This window comes from Paenibacillus sp. sgz302148 (genome assembly GCF_056120465.1).
The window spans coordinates 248,790-265,071 of sequence record NZ_JBVYOJ010000001.1 but is presented as its reverse complement, the minus strand read 5'-3'; the positions used below and the strand labels follow the sequence as shown (position 1 = coordinate 265,071).

The window sequence follows — 16,282 nt, the reverse complement described above, 5'->3', positions numbered from 1 at the left end:
GTAACGATTTCACACTGTGGGGGGAAAACAACAATGAGAAAGTTCAGAACGTCATTCCTGATGTTCGCGGTCATTGCGCTGATCTTCATTTCGGCTTGCAGCGGCAAAACGGCCGAAAATGAAACCGCAAAGGACAACAGCTCGAACAGCTCGAATAACACGAACAACTCAAGCAGCCCGGAAACCTCGAAGGAAACAAGCGAATCCGATGCTGCGTTCGCTAAAGGCAAATACGATCCGCCGATCGAAATCAGCACCGTATTGATGCCAAAAACGTACGTGAAAGGCGACACGAAAGAAAACAACGTGCATGACCGCTGGATGCTCGAAAAATTCGGCATCAAGCACAAAGACACATGGTATCCTGCTGGCGACGCCCAATACCATCAGAAGCTTCAGCTTTCGATCACTTCGGACGAGGAGTTGCCCGATTTTGTCCCTGTGCCTACGAACCCGGTATTAACGAATCAGCTGATCGATTCCGGCAGATTCATGCCGATCGACGAACTGTTCGACAAGTATGCGAACAAAATTTGGAAAGACCATGCCGCAACGCATCCGGAAATTTGGTATCCGTTCACGAAGGATGGCAAGCGGTGGAACCTGCCGATTCTCGAATATACCGACAATGACGACACGCTGCTCTGGCTTCGCGAAGACTGGATGGAGAAGCTGAACCTGCAAGCGCCGAAGACGATCGCAGACCTCGAGAACATCATGGACAAGTTCAAGAACCAGAACCCGGACGGATTGAAGCCGGATGAAGTATTCCCGCTCGCCGTCTCCATGAAGAACAACACGAACACCTGGATGGGCTCCCTGGATTGGTTGTTCGGCGCATACGGCACCATTCAAGAGCAGTGGAATAAAGACGCGGACGGCAACCTGGAATACGGCTCGATCAATCCGGGAGCGAAGCAAGCGCTCGCCAAGCTGAAGGAATGGATGGACAAAGGTTATATTCACTCGGACGCTGCGTTATGGGACGAAGGCAAATCGGCCGAAATTTGGACGAAGGGCAAAGCGGGCATTCTCCCGGGCGCGAACTGGGTTCCTGACTGGCCGGCTCCGGATTTGCTGAAGAACGTGCCGGGCTCCAAATATAAAGCTTATCCGGTCCCAGCAGGTCCGGACGGCAAAATCGGCACCAAATGGCAAAATTCCGGCGTCAACAGCAGCATCATGATCAATAAAGACGCGAAGCATCCGGAAGCGATTTTCATCTATTACAACTATTTATTGGACAATTATGCGAACCCTCCGGCAGGCGGCGAATTCGAATACGGCTTCGCCAAAGGCTACGACTGGGATATTATCGACGGGCAGCCGACCAGCGACAAGGATAAAATCAAAGATTTTTCGAACTCCTTCCCGTTCTTGACAGGTCCCGCGCGCATTCCGGATCTGTACATGAAAACGCTCGTGAAGCTGGCGGACGGCAACAAGCCGGAAACGCCATACGAGAAGCAGCTCGCGCAGTTCCGCAAACCGGAGAACTGGTATGCGGCGAAAGTGGTGATGTCCCAAATCGATATCCGTAAGCAAAACTACTTCACGGGTGCGGCAACGCCAACGATGATTTCGAAATGGAGCATCCTGCGCCAGTCCGAAATGGAAACGTTCAACAAAATCATTTACGGTCAATTGCCGATCGATGCGTTCGATACGTTTGTTTCCAGCTGGAAGTCGAACGGCGGGGAACAGGTTACGAAAGAAGTTAACGACTGGTTCAAGTCCGTATCGCAAAAGTAAGGCTAGAGCCTCCAACCCCACTTTACCGGTGGGATTGGAGGTTTTTGAGCTACTGTAACCGGATATGCTTGCGCCCCTGCGCGCATAACTTGCCGATATTTTGTTTTCAATTAGAATTGCGAACGTACCCTAAGTCAACAAACGAACAAACGGAAGGCCGGTCTTCAAGGCCAATCCCCAGCTAAACATCGTCTCATGGTTTTCCACCTCGACGAGAATCGAATTTATGCCTTCTCTCCAGCGAACCGGTATCGATACATGATCAGTCCGGATGCGCCCGTCACTACGACTGCCACGAACACAAACATATGTTCTATTTGGTTTTTTCTACTCTTAAGGGTCGGGTCAAAAGAGGAAGGGGATGTCAAAACGAGGTTGACATCAAAATGGAGGAATGATATAAAAAATAGTGGATGGCACTCGATGGGTGAGAGTGCTAACACTCGCGAAACCAAGTGAACGATTGGCATTTTTTCGAATATGGAAGGAGAGTTAGGCGTGGAAAAGAAGCAGTTTCAGGCAGAATCCAAGCGATTGCTGGAAATGATGATCAACTCGATTTATACGCAGCGGGAAATTTTCCTGCGCGAATTGATTTCCAATGCAAGCGACGCCATCGACAAAATTTATTACAAGGCGTTAACCGACGAAAAGCTCGTATTCGACAAAGACAACTATTATATTAAAGTGATCGCCGACAAGGCGAACCGAACGCTGACGATCCGCGATACGGGAATCGGCATGACGAAGGAAGAGCTGGAGAACAATCTCGGCGTCATCGCCAAGAGCGGATCGCTAGCTTTCAAGAAAGAAAACGAATCGAAGGACGGCCACGATATTATCGGCCAGTTCGGTGTAGGCTTTTACTCGGCTTTCATGGTTGCGGACGTTGTGACGGTTTACAGTAAAGCGCTGAACAGCGATGTCGCCTACAAATGGGAGTCGACGGGTGCAGACGGATATACGATTGAACCTGCCGATAAAGACGAAGTGGGCACGGAAATCATTTTGAAGATCAAGCCGAATACGGAAGAGGAAAGCTACGACGAGTTTCTGGAGCAATACCGTCTCAAATCGATCATCAAAAAATATTCCGACTTTATCCGTTACCCGATCAAGATGGACATGACCGGAAGCCGGCCGAAGGAAGGCAGCGAGAACGAATTCGAGGACTACACGGAAGAACAAACCGTCAACAGCATGGTTCCAATCTGGCGCAAAAACAAAAGCGAGCTGACCGCCGAAGATTACGAGAAGTTCTACGCCGAGAAGCATTACGGCTTCGACAAGCCGCTGAAGCATATTCATATCAGCGCCGACGGATCGGTCGTTTATCAAGCGATTCTGTACATTCCGGAGAACATTCCGTTCGACTATTATTCCAAGGAGTACGAGAAAGGCCTCGAGCTCTATTCGAACGGCGTATTAATCATGAACAAATGCGGCGACCTGCTGCCGGACTATTTCAGCTTCGTCAAAGGGATGGTCGACTCCGAAAGCTTATCGCTTAATATTTCCCGGGAGATGCTCCAACACGACCGGCAGCTGAAGCTGATTGCCAAGAACATTTCGAGCAAAATCAAGAGCCAGCTGCAAAGCATGCTGAAAGACGAGCGGGAGAAGTACGAGCAGTTCTACAAATCATTCGGCCGCCAGCTTAAATTCGGCGTTTACAGCGATTATGGCATGAACAAGGACGTATTGCAGGATCTGCTGTTGTTCTACTCCTCCAAGGAGAAGAAGCTGGTTACGCTGGATGAGTACGTATCGAGAATGCCTGAGGACCAGAAGTTCATCTATTACGCGACCGGACCTTCCAACGAGCGGATTGACAAGCTGCCGCAAACCGAGGTTGTTGCGGAGAAGGGCTACGAAATACTGTATTTCACCGACGATATCGACGAGTTCGCGATCAAGATGCTCATGAAATACAAGGAGAAAGAATTCAAATCGGTATCAAGCGGCGATCTTGGCATCGAGTCCGAAGACAACAAGCAGGATGAAGCCGACCAGAAGGAACACCAGGAGCTGTTCGACTATATGAAGGAACTGCTCGCCGGCAAAGTGACGAAGGTCAAGGCGTCCAAACGCTTGAAGACCCACCCGGTATGTCTTTCGACCGAAGGCGAAGTCACCATCGAGATGGAAAAGGTATTAAGAGCGATGCCGAACAATCCGGATGTTCAAGCCGACAAGGTGCTCGAGATCAATGTGAACCATGCGGTGTTCGCATCGCTGCAGGATGCTTATGCCAAAGATAAAGAGAAAGCTAGTTTATATACCGCGCTGCTGTACAACCAGGCGCTGCTGATCGAAGGACTGCCGCTGCAGGACCCGGTCGAATTTACGAACGATATTTGCAAAATCATGGTTTAACTATTGCCCCATAAACAAGAAGAAACCGCGTCTCGCCTGGCATGCCAAGCGTAGCGCGGTTTTTTGCTGCGGAGCGATTATCGGCTCGTGCCGCGGATCAGTGATAAAGTCCGCTCATCCAAACGTACAGCAGCAGCAGGACTAACGTCGAGGTAATCGCCGTCAGCAGCTTTAGCCGCGGGGAACAAGACGTAATAAATCTGTACGATGCATGCCCCAAGGAGCGAATTCCACGAAAGATGTTCTTCTTATACTTCTTGATCGTGATGATCAGCGCAATTCCGATGACGGCAATGATCGCCGTTCGGACGGAATACGTAGAGATCAGATGGATGAGCTGTTCCCAACGCTCTCCGAGCAGGTTGCCGATCATCGAATAAGTAATGACCCAAAGCACCGCGCCGGTCGTATTATAAACAAAAAACGTTCGAAAACGGACGCCGAGCATCCCCGACATATATCCCGTAAAATGCCGCAGTCCCGGGATGTAATAACTGACCAGCAGCAGCTTGGTGCCATATTTGCCGAACCATTGCGACAGCTTCTCCATCCGTTCCGGGCCAAGAAACATATATTTCCCGTATTTTTCGAAAAAAGGCGTTCCTAGCTTCCATCCGAGTATATAGGTAATAATCGTGCCGATCGTGGCGCCAAGAAAGGAATAGAGCATGCCGATGCCAAGGTTCATGTGCCCGAGATAAGCGATGTGGCCGGAATAGGCCATGGCGAGTTCTCCCGGAAAAGGAAGTGCGATCGATTCCGTGAATAAGCCGAAGAAAAGTACGGCATACCCATAATCGGCAAATAATTGTGTGATCCAATCCATACGAATGCTCCTTCATTGATATACACGTGCGTTATGATTTATCTATGAATCCTTACATATTGGCTTTTTTGTTGTTTTCCGCAATTGTAGTGGAGTGATCCGTGCGAAGCAGCATATCGAATGTCGCGTGAGTGACGCCGAAGTAGCCGTCTTCGTTCTTATAGTGGTGAAGAAGATGGTGTTTCTTCATCCACTTGCCCCATGGGGTCATCGGTACGATCGGGCGATGGGATACGAAATGGGTCCATTCATAATATAAATGGTATAGTCCAAAACCGAGCATAAGCGATAACCCGAGATGAATATTTTGAAACAGGGCGGTAAATAGAATCGACAATGCGATGTGAAAAGGCACATTGTACGCATTCGGCGTCAATAAAAATTCGTTGTTCTTCGGATCGTGATGGTGTTCTTCATGACCCTTATGCGCATTCGGCATGATGGTAGAAATAATGCCATGCAGGACAAACCGGTGAATAAAGTACTCCGCTACGAAGAAAAATGCGATTCCGCAGGCAAGCATGACCCACATCAGCGGATTGTAGGGGGTTGCGATCACGGCGGCGGCATATAACGTACACGCGAACGAAATGAACAGGATTCTTTTGTCGAGCCAAAATTCTTTCAAGTAGGTGCTCATTAGACACGCCATCTCCTTAAACTTGTTATCCTTGTATCTCAAGTATAGGGAGAAAAACGTTTTTCCAAAACATTCCACAGTCTAAGTTTAGGTTAGACCTTAGTCGGGGTCTCCGGGGGCCTTAAGGAGGGGCAGCCAAAATAAGCCGGCTCTGCGAAGTGCAGAACCGGCTTGCTGTAGGGCGGGGAAAGCCGTATTGGCGCTATAACCGACCCGCGTTATTTCATTGCTTTTAAATCGCCGATCATTTGATCCAGCTTGAAATGCAGATCATCCAAACCTTTGCGTATCGTGTTGCTTGATTCTTTATCCCACGCGGCGTCTACGGTTCCGCCTGATTTTAACGTTTTATTTTTGGAAGCGAGATAGCTTTTGATATATTTGTATAAGTCGTTTTTGGATTTTTCTACGGCCCGGAAATCGTCATCGAACGCGGACGTTTTTTCTTTGGCTGTTTTTTGGCACGTTTTTTTCTGCTGCGAGATCTTGGCGCGAAGTTCGGTCAATGCTTGTTTGCTCGTGTCCATGGCAGATTTGTTTTTCGACTTGACAGCAGCCTTGTATTGCGTATTGAGTTTATCGGCCTTCTTCTGCAGCTCGGCGACGGCCGGGCATGCGGCAAGCCGGGAATAGGTTGCTTTTTTGACGTATTTGAACTCTTTGACCCGGGATTTATATGCATCGAAGTAATGGTTCGCATCGGTGCCGTTTGCGGCAAAAGCGCTGATCGGGAGCATCAGGAGCATAGCGAGAACGGTTAGCGCGATAGCCGCCTTTTTCATCGTGGAGTCCTCCTTGGTTGTTTCTTCATATACTATTACAGTTCTATTTGGATTTCAATACTTTGGAAGATTCGTTTCGTCTCTCGTAAAATTGTCGAATGGATTGGAAATGGGATCATATGTTTGGTATAATGAGTTTTCTAAGCAGATCAGCGATGATGAACACTGGAGGAAATGATTATGCTGCAAAAAACACACAGCCTGGCGGGTTTGCTTGCCGCTGAGGTCGCGGTATTGTATACGCAAACGCCGCTCGTCTCTTGGGAGTCGGCCGCGGCGTTAACGATCGGATGTCTCGTAGGCCCACTGGCCGACATGGACAAAAAAGGCTCGACGATGGCCAAATTGCTGCTGCCGGTATCCTTTCTGCTCCACTCGTTAAAAGTCAAGCACCGGACGCTAACCCATTCTTTGCTTTTCCTTCTTCTATTCGCGGTGACATTGAAGTCTTTGCCGGATACGTACTATTGGACATTTCTATTCGCTTATGCATCGCATCCGCTCATCGATTTGTTCAATGCACAGGGTGTTGCTCTGTTGTGGCCGCTGAATATGCGCATACGTCTGTTGCCGAAGTCACTGGCCGTCGATACGGGGTCTTCTACGGAAACAATATTCCGGTGGGCGATCGTTTTGTTCGCCGTTGCGATTCCGGTCGTCCTGTTGCTTCCCGAAGGGATGCTCTAGTTCGTTTGATTGGAATTTTGAACGAGAGTATAATACTTATTTGCACCATAGAAATAGGGTCAAGCCCTAACAAAAGGAGAATGTAGGATGGAGAAATGGGAATACATGACGTACAAATATAGAACAGGCGGTTGGTTAGGCGGAAAGGTCGACACCGCTGAATTCGATCAGGCATTGAATCAATTCGGCGAGCAAGGCTGGGAGGTTATCTCTTGCTTGGATACTAGCGTGTACCAAGGCCAATCCAGGGATGTTCTGGTCGTATTCAAGCGAAGGAAATAGCGTAAATCGGAAAAAATACATATAATCATTTCGTCGTCTTCGATGGCGACAACATTTATTGCCAAACCGGCATCATTTATGATAAGGTGAGAACAGTATATTTGACTGGAGGTGAAGGTAGGATGAATATCGAGTTGGTGAATAACCGTATTAGCCAGTTGCCTTTGGCATTAGCTGGCATCGTTCATGAATCGGGCAACAACGGGATAAGTCTGTCCATTGAACAGCATACGGTTACCCAACTTGTGAAACGATTCCTGCCTTGACTCATCGGATGATACAGTCTTAGGGCCGCGGGGAACTTTTCCTGCGGTCTTTTTTGTGTAGACCGGACGCGATCGGCCATGCCGAAGCGACCGGATCGTCCCGGGCATTCGCAAGTTGGTTTTAAACATTACCAACCAACCCAAGGAGGACGAAATACATGATCGTACAATTCAATCAGGTGCAAAAATATTTTGGCGCTCATCTGGCGCTGTCCAATATTCAGTTCGAGCTTAAAGAAGGAGAAAAGGCCGGTTTGATCGGCCGAAACGGCGAGGGCAAATCGACCGTCCTCAAGCTGGTATCGGGAGAGCTCGTTCCGGACCACGGCCAAATTGCCATTCGCAAAGGCACAACGATCGGTTATTTGGCGCAAATATCCGCGGAGCAAGAAACGGCAACAGTGCTGGACGTGTTAAAGCAAGCTTTTCACGAAACGATCGCAGCAAGGAGCAAGATGCAGGAGCTGGAAGCATCGATGGCCGATCCAAGCATCGCGGCGGATTCGTCTTTGATGGATCGCATATTAATCCAATATGCGGAGCAGCAGGAACGGTTCGAGCGTACGGGCGGTTATGAGATGGAGGCGCGCATCGATCAGGTGGCGCATGGGATGGGTATACCGGAATCCCAATATACTCGCTTGTTCTCGTCTTTATCGGGAGGGGAACAAACTAAGGTAGGGCTAGCTTCGCTTCTGCTCCGGCGGCCGAATTTATTGCTGCTTGACGAACCGACGAACCATCTCGATATGTCGGCGGTCGAATGGCTCGAGCAATATTTGTCCGATTACGAAGGCACTTGCCTGATCGCTTCGCATGATCGCTATTTTCTGGACCGTGTCGCGAAAAAAATCGTCGAGATCGAGGACGGGGAAGCGGTCACCTATCTTACGAATTATTCCGGCTACCAGACGGAAAAGCAAGAGCGGCTGCTGCAGCAATTCGCGGACTACGAGGACCAGCAGAAAAAAATCAAACAAATGAAGGAAGCGATCAAGCGGTATACGGAATGGGGTCGCATCGGAGGCAACGAGAAGTTTTTCAAACGGGCGGAGTCGATTCGCAAAGCACTGGAACGGATGGACAAGGTGAAACGGCCGGTCATGGAGCGAAGGACGGCCGCATTCAAGCTGGAGCACGCCCAGCGATCGGGCCAAGATGTCGTTACGCTGAAGAACGTGTCGAAAAGCTTCGGAAGCAAAGCATTATTCAACGGCATATCCGAAGCGCTTGCATATGGCGATAAGACGGTGCTGATCGGTTCGAACGGAGCGGGGAAGAGCACGTTGTTCAAGCTAATGCTTGGCCATACGCAAGCGGATGAAGGGGAAGTCAGGCTGGGAGCCCGGGTCGATATCGGATATTTGGCCCAGGAATCGGCTCCGGAAGAGGACCGGACGGTGCTGGAACACTTCCGCGACGAAGCAGGCATGGAGGAGGGAGAAGCGCGAGGAAGATTGGCGCGCTACTTGTTTTATGGCGCGGATGTGTTCAAGTCGATCAAATCGCTCTCCGGAGGCGAGTGGACTCGTTTGCGGCTGGCGCTTCTCATGCACCGGATGCCGAACCTCCTACTTCTCGACGAACCGACGAATCATCTGGACATCGCCTCCCGCGAAGCGTTGGAGGAAGCGCTGGAGGATTTTCCGGGAACGCTTCTCGCGATATCGCACGACCGGTATTTTATGAACCGGCTTGCCGACCGGATCTGGTCCCTGCAAGATGGCACCCTCATCTCCACCATCGGCAATTTCGAAGATTTCAAGGAGCAGGAAGCGAGACGCATCAAAGCAAAAGATGAATCAATCGAAACGATTCAGGAGCCGGCAAAGCAACGTACAGCGAGCAAGCCTGCAGCGCCGCGATCGAGTGCGGTGCTGGAGTCGAACATAGCGGCGCTCGAGCAGCGGATCGCCTTGTTGGATGCGGAATTGCTGAAACCGGATATGAGCACGAATGCGCCGCGGCTTAGCGAGCTGCTGGCAGAACAAGAGCGATTGCAGGCGGAATTGGACCGACTGTATGCGGATTGGATTCGTCAGCAGTAGACAACTTGTTGCATCTTTTTCTCTGAATATGGAAAAATAAATGAACTGCAACAGTTGTCGAAACGTCTAATGTAGTAATAGTTAAAAACAAGTTCAGCTCAGGCGTAGAGAGAAGGGTGGGGTGCGGATGAATCGGCTTGCCAAAGTGATCGTATCCGCGGTGTTCGTGCTAGTTACGATACTGGCCGGGTGGGGGAAGCAAGCAATACCGGAGGCGGAAGCCAAGGGCAATACAACCATTTCGGCGGCAAATCGGCAAATGGTGGTTTACAACGGGCCCAAAAAGGCGAAGAAAGTCGCTCTAACGTTTGACGACGGACCCGATCAGAAGTTCACGGAGCAAATATTGGATATATTAAAAGAGAAGAAGGTACCGGCGACCTTCTTCCTCTTGGGGAAAAAAGTCGAAGCGTACCCGAAGGTCGTGAAGCGGATCGTGAAGGAAGGGCACGCGATCGGCAATCATTCGTGGAGCCACGCGCAGCTGACGAAGCTTGACGACACATCGTTGAAACTGCAAATCGATAAAGCGGATCAGGCGATGAAGAAGGTTGTCGGCTACGAACCGAATTTATTTCGGGCCCCGTACGGCGCTTTATCCGATCCGGTCGTCGAGAAGCTTGTTAAGTCCGATCATCATATTATCAGCTGGTCTGTGGATCCTCGGGACTGGGATGGGAGAACCGCCGACAAAATCGTGGATAACGTGAAGAAATATACGAAGCCGGGTGCCATTATATTGCTTCATTCCGCCGGCGGGTATAAAGGCGATTTGTCCAACACCGTCGCCGCTTTGCCGAAAATTATCGAATATTTGCAAAGCAAGGGCTACGAGCTGGTCACGGTTCCGGATTTACTCGCAATCGACGATCAGAAGGAAGCGGGGGGAGGAAGCAATACGCCGAAGAAAACAAAAACCCCGGAAGAGCCGGCGAAGCTCGCCAAAAAATGACCATATCCGACAAAAGTTCGATTGACGGGCGGCCTGACTATATTTTACACTGAGATCAGATGAAGCTTGACCTTGCCATCAACGTACAACGGCAAATTATGCGAAAGCATATGACGCAAAGCTACAGGGGCTTCCCGGAATGAATCGGGCCGAATGCCAGCCAGCTGTCGAAGGATGAAAGGAGGGCAACGCCCTTGAACGCATTGTCGGCTTATCAAGCCGCTTCCAGCGTAACCGCGCTCAAGCAATCGATCGGCGTAGACATGCTGAGTGTCGTAAAAAACGTACAAATCTCGCAAACGAGCACGGTACTGAATGACTTCACGAATGCGCAAACGCAGCTTCGCGATGTCGGACGCCATCCGTTTCTAGGCAAGCAATTGAACGTTTCCATATAATGAATCGCCTAACCCTTGCGGCATGCAAGGGTTTTTCTTTATTCATGAAATCTAGCAAATAGGTCATTTTCCTTGTCCAACTGCCGAAACCCTTTCCGATGCGGTGTCATAGTGTATAGTAAACGCGTAATGCTTGCGGTTGGGAGGGATAGAATGAATCAAACGGTGCTGAATTCGATTGCGGGCGTCATCGGCGCGATCGTTACGTTTGCTTTTGGCGGTTGGAGCGAGGCGTTGACTTGTCTGGTTATAGCGATGGGAATCGATTACGTAACCGGAGTGGCTTCGGCTTGGAAGGAGAAGTCGCTCAACAGCCAAATCGGCTTCTGGGGATTGGCCAAAAAAGGTCTGGTGTTACTTATCATCATGCTCGCTCATCGGATCGATCTGTTGCTTGATGTCAATATGATCATGGGAGGAGCGATCTATTTTTATATCGCCAACGAGCTGCTATCGATCATCGAGAACTATGGGAGACTCGGCTTGCCGCTGCCGGAACAGATCAAAAATATTATTGCGATTTTGAAGGACAAAAAAAAATAAGCACCCTGCACGGACATTCGATAAATGCACAGACGCGAATGTTCATTTTTTTGCCATAAACTCAAAAAAAGTTCGGTATTTATTCATATTCCTGTTGAGCAAACAGCCGTTTATTATGTAATATAAGTAATGGACATTTCAGATTAGGGGGACGCGAACGTGCATAAATGGCTCATGATGACACTGTTTGTGATTGCCAGCGTATTCAGTTTGGCGCTTGTCACAATCGACCTTTCTTCGAAAAACGCAGGCGAAGAAGAAGAAGCGGCGGCGGGCGAAAACTTGGTGAAAATCGTGGCTTCCAGCGATTTTACTTTCGATAAGCCTGAATATATCGTTAAAGCCGGCGAAAAAGTAAAGCTGAAGCTGAAAAACAAGTCCGGTTTTCATGGTGCCGCGATTAAGGATTTTAATATCGATCTGACGCAAGATCATCCGGAAGCCGAAGTGACTTTCGACAAGCCTGGTAAATACGAGATCCACTGCTCCGTCATGTGCGGAACGGGTCACGCTGACATGAAATCATACTTAGTCGTACAATAATCATTTATTGCATGGGGAGCCTTTTAGAGGCTCCTTTTGCTTTTGTTACCAGATTGTGGAGGGAACAAGCTGTCGAAAATTGCCGTGGCGATCCATGTCAGGTTTGTTAACCTGAAATTGATTTTTTTTGAAACAATAGAAAGGATTTTCCCCCTTCCATGCCGAATAGATAAGGTATGAGGAAAGGAGGGAGCCTGTATGAAAAGCACGGGCATGGTACGCAAACTAGATCAATTAGGCCGTGTCGTTCTGCCGATAGAATTGCGAAGAACCCTCAACATTGACATACAAGATTCTTTGGAAATTTTTGTAGACGACAAGCAAATTATGCTGAAAAAATATGAGCCCGCTTGTTTATTTTGCGGCAATGCGATGGATACCGTATATTTTAAAGGCAAAATGGTTTGTAACGCTTGCTTGGACGAAGTACATGGTTTAGCATAAGGAAGATCGACAATTTCCACAACGTTAGGAGCTATCTCATGTTAGTACACGTCGTTTTATTTAAGCTGAAGGAACGTACGGAGGAGAATTTGCAGCAAACGCGCGACGTCCTTCTCAATATGAAAGGTAAAATTCCGATGCTGCTCGATATTGAAGTCGGTATCGACGTCGTTCATTCGGAACGATCGTACGATATCGGTCTCGTCACGAAATTCGAGTCGCTGGAAGCCTTGCAGCAATACAATGTGCATCCGATCCATCAAGAGGTCATTGCTCATATGGCCAAGGTCCGCGAGGCGTCGGTCAGCGTAGATTTCTATATTTAATGAGAATGGACATCGGAAGATGAAAAAGAGGTTGCCCCTTCGTCGGCATGACGGGGAGCAGCCTCTTTTTTTTGCATGATATTATGCCGTACGATCCGGCGAATAAGGGCGGAGATCCAGGTCGAGCGGCTCGTTGCAGATCAGCTGGCGGATCAGTCTGCCCGTAATCGGAGCGAGCAGTATGCCGTTGCGGTAATGGCCGGTAGCGGCGATCAGTCCGTCCAAGCCGTCGAAGCGGCCTAGGTAGGGCAATCCGTCCGGTGTTCCCGGACGCAGCCCCGCCCAAGACGATACGAATTCGGCTTGCTGCAAAGCCGGAATGAGGCGTGCCGCCGTTTGGTGCAGCTGGCTTATCGCGTCGACGGTCACCTTTTTATCGAAACCGGCCTCCTCCTGAGTGGCGCCGATCAGCATCGTTCCGTCGAGCTTCGGCACGATATAGCAGCCTTTCGTAAAAGCGGTGCATGTCAGGAGCGGCGCCCCTGTTCGAACGGAAAAGCATTGGCCTTTGACCGGAAACGTAGTCAGCCGTTTGCCCAGCGGCTTCAGCAGCGATCCGCTCCAGGCACCCGCTGCGATGACGACCGTATCCGCATGAACCTCTCCCTGCGCCGTACGAACGCCGTACACTCGCGAGCCTTCGGTGAGCAGCTCAAGCACCGGTGTTCGTTCCCGGATGACGCATCCTAGTTGGATAACGGCGGAGCGAAGCGCTCTCGCGAGATAAACCGGATGAATCTGGTGATCTTCCGCAAAAAATAATCCGCCGCGCGTATCCTCGGTCAGCCTTTGCTCGATTTCGCGTAAATCCGCCGGAGATAACCAGCGTACGTCTTCGCCGATCCAATCCATCCGGCTGCGCAGCTCCTGCTCATCTTCTTCGGTTAACGCCGCCCGGACGATCCCATGAGCGATATATTGCGGGGAGATGCCGGTCCTCTCTTGCAGCTCCTCGGTCCAGGCCGCGTACAAGGAGCGGCTCCGCTTGCACATTTCGAAAAAATCGCCGGGGTGATGGATCTCCACATGCGCTCCCAGCATGCCTGCTGCGGCAATGGAGGCTTCCTCGAGCAGTGCGCCTTGTTCGATAACGGTGCACGCGATTCCCGCTTTGGACAGCTCGTAAGCGATGCTGCAGCCGATCAGCCCTCCTCCGACAATAATCGCCGACGAAGCATTATGTAGTTGATTCATGATGGTACCTCCATAGCGATGATTGGCTTCGACTTGGATCGCTCCATGGCTTCCCGCAAAGCCTCGACTTGTTTCCCGGGGGCGGGGTGCCCGAATACGGCTGACATAACCGCAATGCCGGAGCAGCCGGTCGCAAGCACTTCCCGTATGTTCGTCGGATCGATGCCGCCGATGGCGATCACCGGTTTCGTCGAGGCTTCGACCACCTGCCCAAGGGCATGTAATCCGCGAGGTTCCAGTCCGGGCTTGGACATCGAACCGAAGATGTGGCCATAGATGAAAAAGTCCGCATGTTCGCGGAACTCCGCCAGTTCATCCGGGTGATGGACCGATCGTCCGATCTGAACGTACCGGGGGAGGACGGAACGCGCTTGGATCGGCGTAAGGCTATGGTAAGCGAGCTGGACACCCGGGGCGCGTACGGCTAATGCGACATCGATTCGGTCGTTGACGAATACTTTCGTATTCGGCAGCAGCTCGCTGCACGCTTCATACCATTCCACAAGTTCACGGGCTGTCCGGTGTTTCTCGCGGATTTGTACGATGTCGATCAGTTCGGAGGGACATGCCGCCCATATTCGCCTCATCTCGTCCAGCTCTTGCTTGCCTGTCGTGACGAGCTGCAGCACGTGTCTTGACATCTCCTATTACCTCCCGTAAACACAATAAACCCATCATAACAAAGACGTTTCGGATTCGTCAAAAAATAATCGGCGGAGCGCCGCGAATCTGCCTCCGATTGCTTGACGCTCGAACGACTGAGGGATAAACTGAAAGTTGGAACTTGTCGACTCGGAGGGGAACAGCGATGGCAACGATTTATAAAGCGCTGACGATCGCCGGCTCGGACAGTGGCGGCGGCGCAGGCATTCAAGCCGACTTGAAAACATTCCAGATGCTCGAAGTATACGGCATGTCTGCGATTACTGCGATTACGGCGCAGAACACGCTAGGCGTGCACGGCATCTACGATATTCCGCTGGAAGGCATCGCGAAGCAAATCGACGCCGTCGTCACCGATTTGGGCGTGGACGCGCTGAAGACCGGGATGCTGTCGCAGCCGGACGTCATCGAGCTGGTAGCTGATAAAATTAAGCAATATCAAATGGAGCGGTTCGTGATCGATCCGGTGATGGTCGCCAAAGGCGGAGCTGCTCTGCTGGCGGACGAGGCGAAGGGAGCGCTTCGCAGGCGGCTTCTGCCGCTCGCGATGGTCGTAACGCCGAACATTCCGGAAGCGGAAGTGCTGGTCGGCATGGAGATTCACACGGCGGACGATATGCAGCGTGCGGCGCAAACGATCGTAGACGAATACGGCGCGCGGGCTGTCGTCGTCAAAGGCGGACATATGAACGGTGACCCGGCGGATGTCCTGTATGACGGAGAGGAATTCATCTGGTACGGCGGACACCGGGTGGAGACGCGGCATACGCACGGGACGGGCTGTACGTTCTCGGCCGCGATCACGGCGCAGCTGGCGAAGGGCAAGCCGCTGCCGGAGGCGGTTCTTACCGCCAAATCGTTTATTACGGCTGCCATCAGAGACGAGCTCGGCATCGGCGCCGGCCACGGGCCTACGAACCATTGGGCGTATTGGCGTGGGCTAAACCAAACGAAAGAAGGTTGACTTTTCGTGTCAGACGTGAAGGATTTGAAGGATGTCATGGAAGCGATGACGTACATCGGCGTTGTCATAATTTCCGGCATCGTGATGGTTATTTGGCTCAAGATGAAAGGCAAGAAAAAACAGTAAAGCTCGCTGGAGGTAAACAACGATGTATTACGTCAATCGGGAACAAATAGATCTCCGGCTTGCTTGCATTCCGGATATTGTGCACGCGCTAGAGCAAATCCGCAGCGGCTGGGACGGCAGCCTTCTGCTCGGTCTCGCCCAGGAAAGAGCCATTCATTTGGCGATCGAGGCGGTAACCGACATCGGCAGCTATCTCATCGACGGTTTTATCATGCGCGATGCCAGCAGCTATGAGGACATCGTCGAAATCATCGGCGGCGAAGGCGTATTCTCGGCAAGCCTGATCGGGCCGCTGACAACACTCGTCAAACAACGGAAACCGCTCGTGCAGGAATATTATTCGATCTCACGCACAGAGCTGCACCCGCTCGTAACGGAGCTGCCTGCAACGCTGCGGGAATTCGCAGAGGCGGTTACCCAATATTTGCGCAAAGAGCTCGGATAATTTACTATATCTTCAAAATGCGATA

The 16,282-nt window shown here is 50.8% G+C and carries 19 protein-coding genes and 1 riboswitch; of the genes, 14 read left to right on the top strand and 5 right to left on the bottom strand.

The annotated features are described in order from the left end of the window. Positions 1 to 33 precede the first annotated feature (33 nt). Together AC0LWM_RS01335 and htpG are read left to right on the top strand one after the other, a co-directional pair. Positions 34 to 1,752, top strand: a complete 1,719-nt coding sequence (locus tag AC0LWM_RS01335) for a type 2 periplasmic-binding domain-containing protein (RefSeq protein WP_474673099.1) — start codon at positions 34 to 36, stop codon at positions 1,750 to 1,752. Positions 1,753 to 2,250: 498 nt separating this feature from the next. Then, complete coding sequence (gene htpG / locus AC0LWM_RS01330; protein ID WP_474673098.1) at positions 2,251 to 4,128, top strand: molecular chaperone HtpG; 1,878 nt, start codon at positions 2,251 to 2,253, stop codon at positions 4,126 to 4,128. Positions 4,129 to 4,225: 97 nt separating this feature from the next. On the opposite strand, the gene AC0LWM_RS01325 is transcribed toward htpG, so the two are convergent. From AC0LWM_RS01325 to AC0LWM_RS01315, 3 genes are all read right to left on the bottom strand, one after another. Next, on the bottom strand, positions 4,226 to 4,954 hold the full coding sequence (locus AC0LWM_RS01325; RefSeq protein WP_474673097.1) for a DedA family protein: 729 nt from the start codon (positions 4,952 to 4,954) through the stop codon (positions 4,226 to 4,228). A gap of 52 nt (positions 4,955 to 5,006) precedes the next feature. Continuing rightward, positions 5,007 to 5,594, bottom strand: a complete 588-nt coding sequence (locus AC0LWM_RS01320) for a sterol desaturase family protein (RefSeq protein ID WP_474673096.1) — start codon at positions 5,592 to 5,594, stop codon at positions 5,007 to 5,009. Positions 5,595 to 5,812: 218 nt separating this feature from the next. After that, positions 5,813 to 6,376, bottom strand: coding sequence for a hypothetical protein (locus AC0LWM_RS01315; RefSeq protein WP_474673095.1), 564 nt, complete (start codon positions 6,374 to 6,376; stop codon positions 5,813 to 5,815). A gap of 180 nt (positions 6,377 to 6,556) precedes the next feature. On the opposite strand from AC0LWM_RS01315, the gene AC0LWM_RS01310 reads away from it, so the two are divergent. From AC0LWM_RS01310 to AC0LWM_RS01265, 10 genes are all read left to right on the top strand, one after another. Further along, positions 6,557 to 7,063, top strand: coding sequence for a metal-dependent hydrolase (locus AC0LWM_RS01310; RefSeq protein WP_474673094.1), 507 nt, complete (start codon positions 6,557 to 6,559; stop codon positions 7,061 to 7,063). 87 nt (positions 7,064 to 7,150) lie between these two features. Next, the gene (locus tag AC0LWM_RS01305; RefSeq protein ID WP_474673093.1) at positions 7,151 to 7,345 is read left to right on the top strand and encodes a DUF4177 domain-containing protein; all 195 of its coding nucleotides are present in this window, start codon (positions 7,151 to 7,153) and stop codon (positions 7,343 to 7,345) included. Positions 7,346 to 7,467: 122 nt separating this feature from the next. Then, complete coding sequence (locus AC0LWM_RS01300; RefSeq protein WP_474673092.1) at positions 7,468 to 7,611, top strand: RAxF-45 family protein; 144 nt, start codon at positions 7,468 to 7,470, stop codon at positions 7,609 to 7,611. A gap of 158 nt (positions 7,612 to 7,769) precedes the next feature. Further along, positions 7,770 to 9,659, top strand: a complete 1,890-nt coding sequence (abc-f, locus tag AC0LWM_RS01295; protein WP_474673091.1) for a ribosomal protection-like ABC-F family protein — start codon at positions 7,770 to 7,772, stop codon at positions 9,657 to 9,659. A gap of 127 nt (positions 9,660 to 9,786) precedes the next feature. Beyond that, a complete protein-coding gene (locus AC0LWM_RS01290) occupies positions 9,787 to 10,611 on the top strand; it encodes a polysaccharide deacetylase family protein (RefSeq protein ID WP_474673090.1) in 825 nt (274 codons plus the stop codon). An 80-nt stretch (positions 10,612 to 10,691) separates the two neighbouring features. Continuing rightward, a riboswitch (cyclic di-GMP riboswitch) is annotated at positions 10,692 to 10,783 on the top strand. A gap of 22 nt (positions 10,784 to 10,805) precedes the next feature. Beyond that, a complete protein-coding gene (locus AC0LWM_RS01285) occupies positions 10,806 to 11,009 on the top strand; it encodes a hypothetical protein (RefSeq protein ID WP_474673089.1) in 204 nt (67 codons plus the stop codon). A 153-nt stretch (positions 11,010 to 11,162) separates the two neighbouring features. Further along, positions 11,163 to 11,552 (top strand): phage holin family protein, encoded by a 390-nt coding sequence (locus tag AC0LWM_RS01280; protein ID WP_474673088.1) that lies wholly within the window; start codon positions 11,163 to 11,165, stop codon positions 11,550 to 11,552. 159 nt (positions 11,553 to 11,711) lie between these two features. Then, positions 11,712 to 12,095, top strand: a complete 384-nt coding sequence (locus AC0LWM_RS01275; protein ID WP_474673087.1) for a cupredoxin domain-containing protein — start codon at positions 11,712 to 11,714, stop codon at positions 12,093 to 12,095. 198 nt (positions 12,096 to 12,293) lie between these two features. Next, complete coding sequence (locus AC0LWM_RS01270) at positions 12,294 to 12,539, top strand: AbrB/MazE/SpoVT family DNA-binding domain-containing protein (protein ID WP_474673086.1); 246 nt, start codon at positions 12,294 to 12,296, stop codon at positions 12,537 to 12,539. 38 nt (positions 12,540 to 12,577) lie between these two features. Further along, positions 12,578 to 12,865 carry a Dabb family protein gene (locus AC0LWM_RS01265; protein WP_474673085.1) on the top strand — a complete coding sequence of 96 codons (288 nt, stop codon included), beginning with the start codon at positions 12,578 to 12,580 and terminating at the stop codon, positions 12,863 to 12,865. A gap of 81 nt (positions 12,866 to 12,946) precedes the next feature. Here AC0LWM_RS01265 and thiO read toward each other — a convergent pair whose 3' ends face one another. Together thiO and AC0LWM_RS01255 are read right to left on the bottom strand one after the other, a co-directional pair. Continuing rightward, positions 12,947 to 14,059, bottom strand: a complete 1,113-nt coding sequence (gene thiO, locus AC0LWM_RS01260; RefSeq protein ID WP_474673084.1) for a glycine oxidase ThiO — start codon at positions 14,057 to 14,059, stop codon at positions 12,947 to 12,949. Further along, positions 14,056 to 14,700 carry a thiamine phosphate synthase gene (locus AC0LWM_RS01255; protein WP_474673083.1) on the bottom strand — a complete coding sequence of 215 codons (645 nt, stop codon included), beginning with the start codon at positions 14,698 to 14,700 and terminating at the stop codon, positions 14,056 to 14,058. Before AC0LWM_RS01255 ends, thiO begins: the two co-directional genes overlap by 4 nt. A 167-nt stretch (positions 14,701 to 14,867) precedes the next feature. Here AC0LWM_RS01255 and thiD point away from each other — a divergent pair, with 167 nt between their 5' ends. Then, a complete protein-coding gene (gene thiD, locus AC0LWM_RS01250) occupies positions 14,868 to 15,686 on the top strand; it encodes a bifunctional hydroxymethylpyrimidine kinase/phosphomethylpyrimidine kinase (protein WP_474673082.1) in 819 nt (272 codons plus the stop codon). A 148-nt stretch (positions 15,687 to 15,834) separates the two neighbouring features. Beyond that, positions 15,835 to 16,257 (top strand): DUF86 domain-containing protein, encoded by a 423-nt coding sequence (locus AC0LWM_RS01245; protein ID WP_474673081.1) that lies wholly within the window; start codon positions 15,835 to 15,837, stop codon positions 16,255 to 16,257. The last annotated feature ends 25 nt before the right edge of the window (positions 16,258 to 16,282 follow it).